General features: G+C 72.0%; 13 protein-coding genes and 3 pseudogenes. 9 read left to right on the top strand and 7 right to left on the bottom strand.

What is annotated here, in order from left to right:
• Nucleotides 1–608 precede the first annotated feature (608 nt).
• From CCN51_RS56610 to CCN51_RS32845, 4 genes and pseudogenes are all read right to left on the bottom strand, one after another.
• On the bottom strand, nt 609–764 hold the full coding sequence (locus CCN51_RS56610; RefSeq protein WP_014177281.1) for a hypothetical protein: 156 nt from the start codon (nt 762–764) through the stop codon (nt 609–611).
• Nucleotides 765–832: 68 nt separating this feature from the next.
• Nucleotides 833–1,044: pseudogene (locus CCN51_RS32855) on the bottom strand (DUF397 domain-containing protein).
• Nucleotides 1,041–1,406, bottom strand: a pseudogene (locus tag CCN51_RS32850) (Scr1 family TA system antitoxin-like transcriptional regulator); the annotation flags it as partial. The pseudogenes CCN51_RS32850 and CCN51_RS32855, both read right to left, overlap by 4 nt.
• Entirely contained in the window at nt 1,406–2,137 is a 732-nt protein-coding gene (locus CCN51_RS32845; RefSeq protein ID WP_014177279.1) for a B3/B4 domain-containing protein, read from the bottom strand. The pseudogene CCN51_RS32850 and the gene CCN51_RS32845, both read right to left, overlap by 1 nt.
• A gap of 171 nt (nt 2,138–2,308) precedes the next feature.
• Here CCN51_RS32845 and CCN51_RS56605 point away from each other — a divergent pair, with 171 nt between their 5' ends.
• A complete protein-coding gene (locus CCN51_RS56605; RefSeq protein WP_014177278.1) occupies nt 2,309–3,145 on the top strand; it encodes an alpha/beta hydrolase in 837 nt (278 codons plus the stop codon).
• On the opposite strand, the gene CCN51_RS53685 is transcribed toward CCN51_RS56605, so the two are convergent.
• The gene (locus CCN51_RS53685) at nt 3,120–3,260 is read right to left on the bottom strand and encodes an SCO1431 family membrane protein (protein WP_014177277.1); all 141 of its coding nucleotides are present in this window, start codon (nt 3,258–3,260) and stop codon (nt 3,120–3,122) included. The two genes, CCN51_RS56605 and CCN51_RS53685, sit on opposite strands and share 26 nt — an antisense overlap.
• A gap of 160 nt (nt 3,261–3,420) precedes the next feature.
• On the opposite strand from CCN51_RS53685, the gene CCN51_RS32835 reads away from it, so the two are divergent.
• Nucleotides 3,421–4,917, top strand: coding sequence for an amidase (locus CCN51_RS32835; protein ID WP_014177276.1), 1,497 nt, complete (start codon nt 3,421–3,423; stop codon nt 4,915–4,917).
• A gap of 66 nt (nt 4,918–4,983) precedes the next feature.
• Here the strand turns inward: CCN51_RS32835 and CCN51_RS32830 are convergent, their stop codons facing one another.
• The gene (locus CCN51_RS32830; protein ID WP_014177275.1) at nt 4,984–5,685 is read right to left on the bottom strand and encodes a FadR/GntR family transcriptional regulator; all 702 of its coding nucleotides are present in this window, start codon (nt 5,683–5,685) and stop codon (nt 4,984–4,986) included.
• Between the two features lie 142 nt (nt 5,686–5,827).
• Between CCN51_RS32830 and CCN51_RS32825 the strand changes: the two genes are divergently transcribed.
• The 5 genes from CCN51_RS32825 to CCN51_RS32805 all read left to right on the top strand — a co-directional run bounded on the left by CCN51_RS32825 (nt 5,828) and on the right by CCN51_RS32805 (nt 11,235).
• Nucleotides 5,828–6,343 (top strand): gluconokinase, encoded by a 516-nt coding sequence (locus CCN51_RS32825; RefSeq protein ID WP_014177274.1) that lies wholly within the window; start codon nt 5,828–5,830, stop codon nt 6,341–6,343.
• Nucleotides 6,344–6,444: 101 nt separating this feature from the next.
• The gene (locus CCN51_RS32820; RefSeq protein ID WP_014177273.1) at nt 6,445–7,842 is read left to right on the top strand and encodes a GntP family permease; all 1,398 of its coding nucleotides are present in this window, start codon (nt 6,445–6,447) and stop codon (nt 7,840–7,842) included.
• A gap of 151 nt (nt 7,843–7,993) precedes the next feature.
• The gene (locus tag CCN51_RS32815; RefSeq protein WP_014177272.1) at nt 7,994–8,791 is read left to right on the top strand and encodes an SDR family oxidoreductase; all 798 of its coding nucleotides are present in this window, start codon (nt 7,994–7,996) and stop codon (nt 8,789–8,791) included.
• 41 nt (nt 8,792–8,832) lie between these two features.
• Entirely contained in the window at nt 8,833–9,867 is a 1,035-nt protein-coding gene (locus CCN51_RS32810; RefSeq protein ID WP_043490511.1) for an L-idonate 5-dehydrogenase, read from the top strand.
• Between the two features lie 312 nt (nt 9,868–10,179).
• Nucleotides 10,180–11,235, top strand: a complete 1,056-nt coding sequence (locus CCN51_RS32805; protein WP_014177270.1) for a trypsin-like serine peptidase — start codon at nt 10,180–10,182, stop codon at nt 11,233–11,235.
• Here the strand turns inward: CCN51_RS32805 and CCN51_RS32800 are convergent.
• Nucleotides 11,232–12,821, bottom strand: coding sequence for an FAD-dependent monooxygenase (locus CCN51_RS32800; protein WP_014177269.1), 1,590 nt, complete (start codon nt 12,819–12,821; stop codon nt 11,232–11,234). The two genes, CCN51_RS32805 and CCN51_RS32800, sit on opposite strands and share 4 nt — an antisense overlap.
• A 74-nt stretch (nt 12,822–12,895) precedes the next feature.
• On the opposite strand from CCN51_RS32800, the gene CCN51_RS32795 reads away from it, so the two are divergent.
• Entirely contained in the window at nt 12,896–13,546 is a 651-nt protein-coding gene (locus tag CCN51_RS32795; RefSeq protein WP_014177268.1) for a TetR/AcrR family transcriptional regulator C-terminal domain-containing protein, read from the top strand.
• A gap of 33 nt (nt 13,547–13,579) precedes the next feature.
• Nucleotides 13,580–14,362, top strand: a pseudogene (locus tag CCN51_RS32790) (CoA transferase); the annotation flags it as partial.

Here is a 14,362-nt window from a genome sequence, read left to right as displayed (position 1 = left end):
GGACGGCGACGATGCCTCCGGCGCCCCTTCCCTTCCCGCTGCTGGCCGCTTTGCGCCAAAGGCGCGAGACGATACCGGCTCTCGGCGACCGGACCACGCCGCCCAGCGGCGCTGGCCTGTACGTCGTGCTCCCAGGCCTCGACTCAGCGCACCGCTGGGCTGACCGGCCGGCCACCGCACGGCAGCAGTCGCAGCGGAGCCTGTCCTGAGCTCAGCCGCCCGCAGGGCCGAGGAATCGGAACATCGGGCCGGCCGCCCCTCTTCCCTCTTCCCTCTTCCCCCTTCTCGCTGGCGCTTTGGACCCGGAGGGTCCGAGACGAAACCCGCACCCGCCTGAACCGAATGCCACGAGACGGTGCACAGGCGCAGCGAAGCGAACCCCTCCACGGGGGTACGGCAGTCACATCAACTTCGCCGCCGTGGTGGCGAGGCGGATGGGGAACGAGGACCGAGCAGCGGACTACCTCAGCCAGTCGCACGCCCACCGGCGCGCGGATGGGCCAGGAGTACCGGGCGCACGGGACGCTCTTCGGCCCTGTGTCCGCGACCACTCAGGCCGTCGGCATCTAAAGGGCGTAGCGGTCGGCCCCGGAGTGCGGGGGCAGACATCAGGCGCTGCCCTCGGTCATCGTCCAGAAGGTCGGAAAAGCCTCCACGGCACGGCTGCGCCGGGTTTCCGAGCTGATCGGCGTCTCGGCCTCCGGCGCGGAGGGCTTCTTGCCCGCGACAGCGAAAACGGCGCTGTGACTGATATGCGGCGACATGACGACGGCCCCCGGTCGAATCTGCCGTCACAGGGGCCGCACGCTTTGGTGGCTGGTTGCTGCGGGGGTCAAGTGGCGGGGAACTCCCCGCCCTTGACGGCGGCGACGAACGACGACCAGGCGCACGACTCGAAGACGAGCGCCGGGCCGTGCGGGTCCTTGCTGTCGCGGACGGGGACCTCGCCGCGCGAGGCGAGACCAGGTTGGCGGCGACCTCTATGCAGGCGCCGCCGTTGTTGCTGTACGAGGACTTGAACCAACGGGGGGATTCGGTCGTCACGGGGTGCCCGTTCCCAACTGGCTGATCATGGCTACAGACTCCGCCTGAGAAGGCGCTTCGGCCTGTAGCTGATGGTAGGCCGTCAGTATGGGCACCACTGAGGTGCTTTCCCGTTCGAAATGGCCCCGCTGGGCGGACTCCGCGTATGACATGAGGGAGCGGTCCGACATCGTCAGGACGTAGAGCGGCAAATCGAACGGGCGGCGCGTCCCCATGTCGAACGGGGCGACCTGCAGCACGGTGTTCGGCGACTCGGCGAACTCGACCAGCCGTGCGAACTGGGCGTCCATGATGGCGGGCTCGCCGATGGGCCGACGGATACAGCTTTCGTCCAGCACCACGAAGATCAGCGGCGGGGGCGTCAGCCCGTGAGCGACTGCGGCAATCCCGTGACCAGCCGCGAGTGGATCCGTACGCCCGGGCAGGCGTCCGTCAGGGCCGCGGTGAGCGCGTCCCCGGCGGTGGTCAGGGCGGCGTCGTCCATGGGGCCGAGGGCGTCGAGGACGAACATGGCGCGGGTGGTGGCATGGGTCAGCCGGGTGCGGGTGCACTGGCGCCAGTTCCAGCGGCGGCAGGTGACGCCCGCGTCATCGCGCCAGACCACCTCGCGCGGCGCGGGGTGCTCCACGACGGCCTCGCCGCCGGCCGTGGTCTCGAAGGTCTCGTCGCCGGCGGCGCGGACCAGGCGCGCCGCTCCGGCGTAGTGGTCCAGGTCCTCGCCGCCGAGCGGCAGGACATGGGCGACGGAGATCGCGTTGTAGATATCGGTGAGCCGGTCCACTCGGGGCAGCCCGGCCGCCGCCCGCCGCAGCAGCGCCTCCGCGCTGGGCCGGGTGCGCTGTGGCTTCGCCCCGAAGGCGCGGAACGCCTCGCGCCAGGCGGCGAGGTGCGGATGCTCCTCCACAGGACCTTCGCCCAGCAACTCGCGCGCCGTGGTCTCCGCCGCCGCGAGCATGCCCTCGCTGAAGTCGTCGCTGGGGCCGGGGCGCAGGCCCTCGGCGGTGATGAGGAGCGCGCGGTAGTCGGGGCGCAGCGCGAGGACGGCCGGGTCGATGGTGGCCGAGTCGAGCCATTTCGCCGCGTCGAGTGTCACGGTTCGCGTCTCCCTGCGTAGTGCACTATCCATAACGATGAAGTGCAGCATACTGGACGCAGGCGGTTCATCGCAGGACTCGTGTCCCGGGGCAAGGTGCACTCAACTCCACCCGAGGACGGCGGGCTCCCCACATGGTGGCGAGCGGCCGGACACGGAATCCTTTAACACATGACGACATACACCACCGGCCGTGGGCCGCACCGCAGCGAACCGACCGCCTCCGCCCCGCTCGCCGCCCCCGCCCCCGCCTTAGCGGGCATGGCGGCGCCGACCGGCCCGCACCCCGTCGGCATGATCTCCCTGCCCCTGGTCGACCGCGACCGGCCCGAGCCCGGGGTGCGGTCCAAGCCGTACCGCGAGCTGATGGTCGGCGTCCGCTACCCGGCCCGGGAGGTCGAGCGGTACGAGCGGACCCCGGGGACCTTCGTCCATGAGGACGCCCCGCCCGCGCTGGACCCCAGCGGCCCGCGCCCGGTGGTGCTCCACTCGCCCGGCGTCGGCGAGGCGTATGCGCCCAGCCCGCTCGCCGAGGAGCTGGCCTCGCACGGCTATGTGGTCGTGACCATCGTCCACGACGACGACGCGCGGGCGGCCGGGTTCCCCGACGTCCGGGTGGTGGACGACCGGGTGGCGGACGACCGGGTGGTGGACACGCGGGTGGTGGACGACCGGGTGGCGGACGTCCGGTTCGTACTCGACCAGCTGATCTCGCTCGCCCCCGGCGTACTGGACCTGTCGAGGATCGGGCTGGTCGGCCGGTCCGCAAGGGCCCGGGTGGGGGGCTGCCCCGCGGACCTGGCGACCCTGCACGACGACCCGAGGATCACGGCGGTCGCCGATCTGAACGGAAACCTGGCGGCGGCGTCGGCCGACGATCCGCGTACGCCCCTCGTGGCGTTCTTCGACCGCCGGCTGCGCGGCGGCGAGGAGACGGCCGTCGTGGCTACAGAGGAGACGGCCGTCGCGGCTACAGCAGCCGCTACAACAGCCCGAGCTGGACGGTGAGCATCGCGATGCAGACGGTCAGAACCCAGCCGAGGATGGTCTCCAGCGGCCCGTCGTCGGACGGTCCGCCGGTCCGGTGCAGGAAACGTGTGCGGCGTGCCGCGATGTCGGTCATGCGGGTGTCCTTCTCGCTCAGCGATGATTCGGCATGAGGCAGCCGTCACCCCGCCCAGGGTGCGCATGGGCATCCCGTGCGGTAAAGGGGGAGTGGCCGAACTCACGAGCACCGGTTCCAGCCCGCCGGGCGCGGGCGAAGCGAGTCGAGGAGGTCCGCCGTGACCAGCGTCATTCCGAAAGGCTTGAGCGAGCAGGTCCGCGCGCTGGCCGGCGGTGAGGTGTCCTCCCGTGCGCTGGTCGAGCGGGCGCTGGACCGTATCGCCGGGACACAGGGCACGCTCAACGCCTTCCGGCGGGTACGCGCCGAGGCCGCGCTCCGCGAGGCCGACGACGCCGACCGGCTGCTGGCGGCCGGGAGACGGCTGCCGCTGCTGGGGGTGCCGATCGCGGTCAAGGACGATACGGACGTGGCGGGCGAGCCGACCGCCTTCGGATGCTGCGGGGAGTTCCCGCCCAAGACCGAGGACTCCGAGGTGGTGCGGCGGCTGCGGGCCGCCGGTGCCGTCATCGTGGGCAAGACGAACACACCAGAGCTGGGGCAGTGGCCGTTCACGGAAGGGCCCGCCTTCGGCGTGACACGCAATCCATGGAACCCGGACTACACCCCGGGCGGCTCCTCCGGCGGAGCCGCGGCCGCCGTGGCCGCGGGCCTGGTGCCCGCCGCGCTCGGCTCGGACGGGGCCGGTTCGGTCCGTATCCCGGCCGCCTGGAGCCACCTGATCGGCATCAAACCGCAGCGCGGCCGGATCTCCACCTGGCCGTACGCCGAGGCGTTCAACGGCATCACCTGCAACGGCCCCCTCGCCCGCACCGTCGAGGACGCCGCCCTGCTGCTGCACGCAGCGACCGGCAACCGCCCGGGCGATCTGCACCAGCCGCCGCCCGTGGACGTGCTCTCCGCCGTACGCCGCGACCCGGGGCGGCTGCGCATCGCGCTCTCCCTGAAACCCCCCTTCACCGGCACGCACAAGCACCTCGACCCGGTCGTCCGGGCCGCCGTCCTGCGGCTCGCCGAGCGGCTGGCGGCCCTGGGCCACGAGGTCGTGGCGGCCGAGCCGCGCTACGGGGCCGGGGTCGGCCTGTCCTTTCTGCCGAGGGCGATGGTGGGCCTGTGGGAGTGGTCAGGACACGTCCCGGACCGGGCCCTGCTGGACGTACGCACCCTCACCGCCGTCCGGCACGGCAGGCTCCTGGGCGGTCGGCCGCTGCGCCTGGCCCGGGCCGCCGAAGAGCCGCTGCGGCGCAGGGTCGGGGCGATCTTCTCGCGTGACGGCGACCGCGACGGCGACGGCTACGGTTTTGATGTGGTGCTCTCCCCGACGACCGCGACGCCACCGCTGCGGATCGGGGCCCTGGCCGAGCTGAACTCCTGGCACACCGACCGGGCGACGATCGCGGCCTGCCCGTACGCCTGGCCGTGGAACGTCCTGGGGTGGCCGGCCGTGAACGTACCGGCCGGATTCGTCGGCGAGGACGGCACCCTGCCACTGGGCGCCCAGCTCCTGGGCCCCGCCAACAGCGAGCCGCGGCTGATCTCGCTCGCCGCGCAACTGGAGGCCGACCAGCGGTGGTACGAGCGCTGGCCGGCGGGGACGCCGGGCGCAGGGCCGGGCGCAGGGCCGGGCGGAGGGCCGGGCGGGGCGCTGAGTCTGTAGGCCCCCATCGCGTACGTTTCTGCGGTGCGTACGTTTCTGCGGTGCGCACGTTCCTACGGCGCCAGCCTACGGCGCCAGGATGTCCAGCTCCCGCAGCGCGCCGACCGTGATCTCCCGTGTGTACGCCTCCGCCAGCGCCGCGTCCCGCGCCCGTACGGCCTCGGCGACCCGTACGTGCAGGGTGACCGCCTCCGGGTCCGGGTCGCTGAACATCACCTGGTGCTCGGTGCGCCCCGTCAGCACCTCCGCGACGACGTCGCCGAGGCGCGCGAACATCTCGTTGCCCGAGGACTTGAGGATCACCCGGTGGAACGCGATGTCGTGGATCAGGTAGGCGGGCAGCTGCTGGCCGCGTGAGGTGGCCACCATGTTGAGGGCATGTTCGGTGAGCTCGGCGCACTGCTCGGGGGTGGCGTGCTCGGCGGCCAGGGCCGCCGCGGCCGGTTCGATCGCCGAGCGCAGCGCGGTCAGCGAGCGCAGCTGGCGCGGCCGGTCGGCGCCCGCCAGCCGCCAGCGGATGACCTGCGGGTCGAAGACGTCCCACTCGTCGGCCGGGCGCACCGTGACCCCCACCCGGCGGCGGGACTCCACCAGGTGCATGGACTCCAGGACGCGCACCACCTCGCGTACGACGGTCCGGGAGACGTCGAAGCGCTCCTCCAGCTGGTCCGTACGCAGCACGGTGCCTGGTGGATATTCGCCTGCGGTGATCGCGGGCCCGAGGGATGCCAGCACACGCGCGTGCTGTCCCCGCCCCTGGTTGTCCATGGGCTCAGCCTACGTGGCGAGCCGCATCTCAAATAAGTATGACTTTTAGGTCACAGGCTCTTGAATACGTCGTACCTGTGGGGTTGAGTGTGCCGCGGCGCCGGTCGAGGGAGACGGCGCCGGAGAAGACAGCGAGGTATCGATGAACACCCCCCAGGTTGTCGTGGTCATGGGAGTGTCCGGCACGGGCAAGTCCACGGTCGGCGAGCAGCTGGCCGCCGTGCTCGGCGTTCCGTACGCCGAGGCCGACGACTTCCACCCCCCGGCCAACATCGCCAAGATGTCGGCCGGTACCCCGCTCGACGACGACGACCGCCGACCCTGGCTGGACGCCATCGGCGGGTGGGCCCACGAACACTCCGCGGGCGGCGGAGTGGTCAGCTGCTCCGCGCTCAAGCGCGCCTACCGCGACCGGCTCCGCGCCGCCGCCCCCGGCATCTTCTTCCTCCACCTCACCGGCGGTCGCGAGCAGATCGCCGAGCGGCTGGAGGCCCGTAAGGGGCACTTCTTCAAGCTCGGTCTGCTCGACTCGCAGCTGGCCACCCTCGAACCGCTCCAACCGGACGAGGACGGCATCGCGGTGGACATCACCCCGAACCCCGAGGCCATCGCCGAACTGGCCGTCGCCGCACTGCGGCGGGCCGAAGTACGGCAGTAGCGCCAGTCCCCTTCCCGAGGCCGCACCGGGTTACATCCGGCAACCCCGGCACCCCCGGATAAACAAACGTATGGCCAAGACACGCACGTAAGGAAGTCTCCGTGACCAGTCTCAGCGTCGAGATGCTGGCAGCGGATCCCGTCGACCCGATCACGTCGGCCGGTCACGCCCAGCTGGGAATCGCCGTCCTCGTCGGCATCGCCGTCATCGTCCTCCTCATCACCAAGTTCAAGCTGCACGCCTTTCTGTCGCTGACCATCGGCTCGCTGGCCCTCGGCGCCGTCGCGGGTGCGCCGCTGGACAAGGCGATCGCCAGCTTCACGACCGGGCTCGGCAGCACGGTCGCGGGCGTCGGTGTGCTGATCGCGCTCGGCTCCATACTCGGCAAGCTCCTCGCGGACTCCGGAGGAGCGGACGAGATCGTCGACACGATCCTCGCCAAGGCGAACAACCGCACCATGCCGTGGGCGATGGCGCTGATCGCAGGCATCATCGGGCTGCCGCTCTTCTTCGAGGTCGGCATGGTGCTGCTGATCCCGGTCGTGCTGCTGGTCGCCAAGCGCGGCAACTACTCGGTGATGCGCATCGGCATCCCGGCCCTCGCCGGTCTGTCCGTCATGCACGGCCTGGTGCCGCCGCACCCCGGCCCGCTCGCCGCGATCGACGCGGTCAAGGCCAACCTGGGTGTCACCCTGGCGCTCGGTGTGCTGGTCGCGCTGCCCACCGTCGTGATCGCCGGACCGCTCTTCGCGCGTGTCGCCGCCCGCTGGGTGGATGTCACCCCGCCCGACCGGCTGATCCCGGCCCGCCCCTCGGAGGAGCTGGAGCGCCGCCCCGGGTTCGGGGTCACCGTGGCCACGGTGCTGCTGCCCGTCGTCCTGATGCTCGGCAAGGCGCTCGTCGACATCGTCGTGGACGACCCGGAGAACGGCGTCCAGCGGGTTGCCGACGTCGTCGGCTCGCCGCTGATCGCGCTGCTCGCGGCCGTCATCGTCGGGATGTTCACGCTCGGCCGGGCGGCCGGCTTCACCAAGGACCGGCTGACGTCCACCGTCGAGACCTCGCTCGCCCCCATCGCCTCCATCCTGCTGATCGTCGGCGCAGGCGGCGGCTTCAAGACGACGCTGGTCGACATCGGCGTCGGCAATATGATCATGGACGTCTCCAAGGACTGGAACGTCTCCGCGCTGCTGCTCGGCTGGCTGATCGCGGTGGGCATCCGGCTGGCGACCGGCTCGGCGACCGTGGCCACGATCTCCGCCGCCGGTCTGATGGGCCCGCTCGCGGCCGATATGAGCACCACGCACACCGCGCTGCTCGTCCTCGCCATCGGCGCCGGGTCGCTGTTCTTCAGCCATGTCAACGACGCCGGGTTCTGGCTGGTCAAGGAGTACTTCGGGATGAGCGTCGGCCAGACCGTACGGACCTGGTCGGTGATGGAGACCATCATCTCCGTCGTCTCGCTCGGCTTCGTCCTGCTGCTCTCACTGGTCATCTAGCGATCCGGTCATCTAGCGATCCGGTCATCCAGCGACCTGGCCGTCCAGCGACCTGGTCATGCAGCGACCTGGCCGTCCAGCGACCTGGCCGTCCAGCGATCCGGTCATCCAGCGATACAGCTCATCCAGCGATCTGGGGGAACGCATACCCATGGCGACACATCCGCTCTTCGACATCGCGGGCCGCACCGCCCTCGTCACCGGCTCCAGCCGGGGCATCGGCCACGCGCTCGCCCGGGGCCTGCTGGAGGCGGGCTGCACGGTGGTGCTCAACGGCCGTGACCCGGAACGGCTCAAGGCCGCGGCGGCCGAGCTCACCGAAATCGCCGGCTCCGTGGAGGCGACGGGGAACACCACCACCGTCCACACCGCCGCCTTCGACGTCACCGACGGCCCCTCCGCCACCGCGGGGATCGCCGAGGTGGAGGAGCGGGTCGGCCCGCTCGACATCCTGGTCAACAACGCGGGTATGCAGAACCGCGCCCCGCTGCTGGAGTTCACCGACGCGGACTGGCACCAGATCCTGGACACCAACCTCACCAGCGCGTTTCTGGTGGGCCGCGAGGTCGCCCGGCGGATGACCGAGCGCGGACACGGAAAGATCGTCAACATCTGCTCGCTGCAGAGCGAGGTGGTGCGCCCCGGCATCGCCCCCTACGCGGCGACCAAGGGCGCGCTGAAGATGCTCACCAAGGGCATGTGCGCCGACTGGGGCCCGTACGGAATCCAGGTCAACGGGCTGGGCCCCGGCTATATCGAGACGGAGCTGACCCGGCCGCTCGTCGAGGACGAGAAGTTCAGCGCCTGGGTGCGCGGCCGGACCCCGGCGGGCCGCTGGGGGCGCACCGAGGACCTGGTCGGCGCGCTGCTGTATCTCGCGTCCCCCGCGGCGGACTTCGTGAGCGGGCAGATCCTGTACGTAGACGGCGGCATGACGAGCGTGCTCTGAGCACGGAGACTCTGAAACACAGAGAGGTGTGGGTGGAGGACATGGTGCTTGGCTGTGTGATCCATGGGCAGGGCGATCTGCGGGTCGACGAGCTCCCCGAGCCGACCCCGGCTCCCGGACAGGCCGTCGTCGCGATCCGCTACGGCGGTATCTGCGGATCCGATCTGCACTACCACCGCCACGGCGGGGTCGGCGACTTCCGGCTGAGCGAGCCGATGGTGCTGGGCCACGAGGTCGTCGGCACGGTCGTCGGATACGGCGAGGGGGCGAGCGGGCCCGCGCCCGGCACGCCCGTCGCCGTCCACCCGGCCACGCCCTGCGGGGTGTGCCCCGAGTGCGCGGACGGCCGGGCCAACGTCTGCCGCGACACCCGCTACCTGGGCAGCGCCGCGCGGACCCCGCATGTCCAGGGCGGCTTCGCGGCCCGTATAGCCGTCCCGGCGGAGCAGCTGCGGGCCCTGCCCGAGGGGCTGGAGCTGCGCCGCGCCGCGCTCGCGGAGCCGCTTGCGGTCGGCCTGCACGCGGTACGGCGCGCCGGTGATCTCAAGGGCCGTCATGTGCTGGTCACGGGGGCCGGGCCGATCGGCTGTCTGGTCGTGGCCGCGGCGCGCGCGGCGGGCGCCGCGCGGATCACGGTGACCGATCTGCTGCCGCGGGCCCTGGAGTTCGCGGCCTCGGCGGGGGCCACCGCATGCGTACGGGCCGATGACCCGGCCGACCCGAACTGGCCGGACGGGGAGGTGGACGTCGCGATCGAAGCATCCGGCGTCGCGGCCGGCCTCGACACCTGTGTGCGCCTGATCCGGCGCGGCGGTGTCGTCGTACAGCTGGGCATGCTGCCGCCCGGGCAGAGCCCGATCGCGGGGAACCTGCTGGTCAGCCGGGAGATCGAGGTGCGCGGGGCGTTCCGCTTCCACGCGGAGTTCGATGACGCGCTGCGGCTGCTGGCGGCCGAGCCGTCCCTGGAGTCGCTGATCAGCGCGGTCCGGCCGGTCCGGGAGTCGGCCGACGCCTTCGCACTGGCCGCCGACCGCAGCCGCTCCTGCAAGGTGCTGCTGGAGTTCGGCGAGGAGTAGGGCGGTACGGAGCAGAGCGGTACGGAGTGGACGGCGTGGCGGAGACGGATCCGCCACGCCGTCCGTCGTGTGTGGATGCGGATGTGGATCCGCCGTATGCCATGGACATGTCTAGGCCAATCGTGGCAGGCTTTCCGCGGCGCGGGTCAGACAACGTTGTCGGGGTTGGACAACGTTGTCGGGTCGTCGGGCCCGGGGTGCCGTACGTGTCCGCCCGCGCGGCAAGTCCGTACGGCAAGTCCGCACCGCACCACGCACCCCCCCCGCAGCACGGGGACCCCTTCCCCCCTCAATGGACGTGGAGCCTCCTTCATGAGACGTGCCATCACCCTCTTAAGCGCGATCACCGTCGCCGCCATGGGCTGGACCCTCGGTACCGCCCAGGCCGCGCCCACACCGCCCCCGCCGCCCCGGTCCGCTCAGGCCGGGGCGGCGGCCGACGGGGCGGCGGCCGACGGGGCGCATGAGACCTCCTTCTCCGCCGAGCAGCAGCGGTCCGCGCTGCGGTTCTGGACCGCCGAACGCCTGCGCGGCGCACGGGATATGACCACACAGCGGCAGACCGGCGCCACGGAAAACCGATCGTCGGTGGCGGCGGCCGGACCGCGGGTGACGGTTCCCCCGGTGTCCGCGCCCAAGTCCGTCCCGACTTCCGGTGAGGCGTCGCCCTCGGTGGCCGCCTCCTCGCCCACCCCCTGGACCGGGGGCGGCCTGATCAGCACCACGGCCGGCAAGGTGTTCTTCCAGAACGCCTCCGGAGGCACGTTCGCCTGCTCGGCCACCGTCGCCAACGCCGACAACAAGTCCGTCGTCCTCACCGCCGGGCACTGCGTCGTGGACGCGGGCACCGGAGAGGTCTACCGCAACTGGGTCTTCATCCCGGGCTACGCCAACGGCAACCGCCCCTTCGGCACCTTCACCGCCAGGTCGCTGTTCCACCTCGGTCAGTACGTCTCCACGGGCGGCAACGCCAACTGGGACCTCGCCTTCGCCGTCATGGGCCAGGTGAACGGGCGGTCGCTGGTCGACACCGTCGGCGCCCAGGGCATCGCCTTCAACTCGCCCACCGGCCGCCACGTCCACTCCTTCGGCTACGGAGGCTCGGCCGCCGAAGGCAACGGCGAGCGCCTGAACCACTGCGAGGGCGACGAGTACCCCGACGCGGGGCGGCCCGGCTCCACGATGTGGGGCATCGACTGCGTACAGACCGGGGGTTCGAGCGGCGGCGGCTTCCTGGCCGACTTCGACACCTCGAACGGCGGCGGCTATCTCATCGGCAACATCAGCGTGAGCGCGGGCAACAACGAATACCACCCGACGCTCGGGAACGAGGCGCTGGATCTGTACCGTCAGGCGGGCGCGGCCTAGCCGCCGAGCCCGGCCAGATAGTCACCCAGCCCGGCTTCCTCGTCCGCCGCGAAACCGATGTAGCCGTCGGGGCGGACGAGGAAGAGCCCGCGCTCCCCGTAGCCGGCGCGGATATGCCCGTCGGGGTCGAGCAGATCGGGCGCTGGGCCGCCGATTCGGTACGTACGGAGGAAGTCCGCGCGGACCGGCGGGAGTTCGGCGTCACCGAGGGCCAGCAGCGTGAAGTGCGGGCCACGGAAGGCGTCGAACAGGCGGAACGGCTCGCCGTCGGGCCGGGCGCACGGCGCGTCCGGGGCCCGGTCGCCCGCACGCGGACACCCGTACCCGTCCGCAGAGCCTTCCGGCGCGACGTCTTCGCGTACGGCGCCTTCCGGTACAACGCCCTCTGCCACAGCGCCTTCCGCCGCGGGCCGTCGGTCCACCGCCAGTCGGCCGCCGCGGTAGTTCAGCCCGAGCTGTCGCACTTCGGCGCCGCGGCGCTCCCCCTCCTCGTCACCGGCCCGATGGGCGCGGTGGATACGGGTGCTGATGCCGAGCACCCCGGCGGCGACCGGCAGCCGCTCCTCCTCGTAGGTGTCGAGCAGCGCCGGGTCCGCCCTGTGCCGCAGCACCTGCCCCAGCTTCCAGCCGAGGTTGTACGCGTCCTGCACGCTGGTGTTGAGGCCCTGGCCGCCCGCGGGGGAGTGGATATGCGCCGCGTCCCCCACCAGGAAGACCCGGCCCTCGGCGAACCGCTCCGCCATCGCCGCCCGCGCCCGGAAGTCCGAGGCCCACGACACCTCGCGCACATCGGACGCCGCGAGGTGGGTGCGCTCGGCGATCAGCTGCCGCACCGCCTCGGCCGAGGTGTCCGGCGTGGCGTCGACGTCCTCGTACTGGGCGAAGAGCTGGAAGTGGTCGGTCCCGGCGAGCGGGCACAGCGCGACCGCGCCGCCCTTCGCCTTCGGCCAGGCGTGCCAGTGGCCGCGGTCGAGCCGGTCATCGTCCAGTCGGACGTCGGCGACCAGCATGGGGCTGGGGTCCACGGTTTCGCCGGTCATGGGGATGCCGAGCGCCCTGCGTACGGTGCTGCGGCCACCGTCGGCGGCCACCAGATAGGGGGCCCGTACGGTCGCGGCCGAGCCGTCGGCACGGGACAGTCGCGCCTCGACGCCGTCGGCGTTCTGCGTCAGGCCGGTGAGCTCGGTGCCGAACTCGACGGATCCGCCCAGCTCTTGGAGCCGTGCGTACAACAGCCGCGCGGTGCGCCACTGCGGCACCATCCACATGTCCGCGTACGGCGCGCCCGGCGTCGGCCGGCCCCGTTCGATCATGTCGTGTGTGCCGAGCCGCGTGCCGTCCTCCCAGCCCAGCACCAGGGGATACGGCCCGCCCGCCCGCCGCACCGCGTCGATCACTCCCAGGTCGTCGAAGACCTCCTGGGTCCGCGGGTTCAGCCCTTTGCCGCGCGACCCGGGGAACAGGTCCGCCCCCCGCTCGACCACGCGGGCGCGCACACCGCGCCGGGCCAGGTCGATGGCGAGGGTCAGGCCGGAGGGCCCGGCCCCGATGATCAGTACCGCTTCCTTAACGCCGTTAAATTGCATAGCGCGAGGGTGCCCTTAACGGCGTTAAATTGTCAAGTGTCATCGGCCTGGGGACGGCCTGGGAGAATCGGCGCATGGCGACGCGACTGGACCGCACGCAGGTGGTGGACACCGCGCTGCGGCTGCTGAACGAGGTGGGTCTCGAAGGGCTTACGCTGCGCCGGATCGCCAAGGAGCTGAACGTCCAGGCGCCCGCCCTCTACTGGCATTTCAAGAACAAGCAGGCCCTCCTCGACGAGATGGCCACCGCCATGTACCGCGAGATGGCGGCCGGTGAGGCGGCGGCCCCCGCCGCCACCTGGCAGGAACGCGTGGCGGACGCCCAGCGGGCGCTGCGCGGCGCGCTTCTGCGCTACCGCGACGGCGCGAAGGTCTTCAGCGGCAGCCATTTCACGGACGCCTCACACGCCCCCGGCCAGAACGAGCACCTGCGCGCACTCGTCGCCGCGGGCTTCACCCCCGGCACCGCCGCCCGCGCCTCCTTCATCGCGTACGCGTTCACCCTCGGGTTCGTGATCGAGGAACAGGCGGTGCAGCCGATGCCCGGCGAGCGGGCTGAGGGCTACGACGTCCAGGAGCGCGCGAAGCTCATCGGCGAGGAGTACGCGCTGGCGGCAGAGGTGGGCGCGGACCTGTTCACGGATTACGAGGCGCGCTTCGAGGAGGGGCTGCGCGCCATCGTCGCGGGCATCGAGGCGACCATGGGCCCTGACGCGCGGTCTTGAGGCACCCGGCCCGGTGCCCTGCACAATGACTGTATGACGCACCGAATCGAGACCGACGACGAGGCCGAGACCGACGCCGACGCGAGCGCGGACGCCGAGGCCGACGCGAGCGCGGACGCCGCGACCGCGCATGCGTGGACCGCCCTCGGCGGAGCCCCGGACCTGCTGGAGAAGGTGTCGTACGTCCCCGCCGACGGGGCGCTGCCCGCCCGCCTGCCCGTACGCGATCTGGCCCGCGCCACCGTCGGAGCGTGCTCCCTCGCCGCCGCCGAACTCGCGGCGCGGCGGTCCGGGGGAGCGGTCCCGGCCGTACGGGTGGCGGAGGCCGCGGTGGCCACGGCGTTCATCAGCGAGCGGCAGCTGCGGATCGACGGCCGGAAGCCGACGAACTTCGCGCCGCTGTCCGGCTTCTGGCGCGCGGCCGACGGCTGGGTGCGCACCCACGCCAACTACCCCCACCACCGCGCCCGCCTGCTGCCCGCCCTCGGCATCGTCGACGAGGGCGACGAGGACGTCCTCGTCAAGCGCCTCGCGGAGGAGCTGGCGGCCCGCCCGGCGAAGTGGATCCAGGAGACGGTGTACGAAGCGGGCGGCCTGGCCGTAGCGGTAGCGCCGCCGCCGCAGACCACCACCGGGGCCGCCACCGGGGTCGCCGCAGAGCTCACCACCGGGACCGCCACCGGGGCCGTCGCAGAGCTCACCACCAGGGCCGCCACCAGGGCCGCTGCCGAGACCGCCATCCCGATGCCCGGTCCCGCGTTGATCGAATCCCGCCACATCGGAGCAGCCGCCCCCCGCCCCCTGCCGCCCGCGCCC

The sequence above is a fragment of the Streptomyces milbemycinicus genome, assembly GCF_002154605.1.
Lineage (GTDB): Bacteria > Actinomycetota > Actinomycetes > Streptomycetales > Streptomycetaceae > Streptomyces > Streptomyces milbemycinicus.
This window is presented reverse-complemented; position numbering and strand designations above follow the sequence as displayed.

What these genes read in the sequence shown, in the direction of transcription:
- CCN51_RS56610 (WP_014177281.1), bottom strand. Translation starts at nt 764, where the DNA reads ATGTCGCCGCATATCAGTCACAGCGCCGTTTTCGCTGTCGCGGGCAAG.
- CCN51_RS32830 (WP_014177275.1), bottom strand. Translation starts at nt 5,685, where the DNA reads ATGGACAACCAGGGGCGGGGACAGCACGCGCGTGTGCTGGCATCCCTC.
- CCN51_RS32795 (WP_014177268.1), top strand. Translation starts at nt 12,896, where the DNA reads ATGGCGACGCGACTGGACCGCACGCAGGTGGTGGACACCGCGCTGCGG.
- CCN51_RS56605 (WP_014177278.1), top strand. Translation starts at nt 2,309, where the DNA reads ATGACGACATACACCACCGGCCGTGGGCCGCACCGCAGCGAACCGACC.
- CCN51_RS32805 (WP_014177270.1), top strand. Translation starts at nt 10,180, where the DNA reads ATGAGACGTGCCATCACCCTCTTAAGCGCGATCACCGTCGCCGCCATG.
- CCN51_RS32825 (WP_014177274.1), top strand. Translation starts at nt 5,828, where the DNA reads ATGAACACCCCCCAGGTTGTCGTGGTCATGGGAGTGTCCGGCACGGGC.
- CCN51_RS32800 (WP_014177269.1), bottom strand. Translation starts at nt 12,821, where the DNA reads ATGCAATTTAACGGCGTTAAGGAAGCGGTACTGATCATCGGGGCCGGG.
- CCN51_RS32810 (WP_043490511.1), top strand. Translation starts at nt 8,833, where the DNA reads ATGGTGCTTGGCTGTGTGATCCATGGGCAGGGCGATCTGCGGGTCGAC.
- CCN51_RS53685 (WP_014177277.1), bottom strand. Translation starts at nt 3,260, where the DNA reads ATGACCGACATCGCGGCACGCCGCACACGTTTCCTGCACCGGACCGGC.
- CCN51_RS32815 (WP_014177272.1), top strand. Translation starts at nt 7,994, where the DNA reads ATGGCGACACATCCGCTCTTCGACATCGCGGGCCGCACCGCCCTCGTC.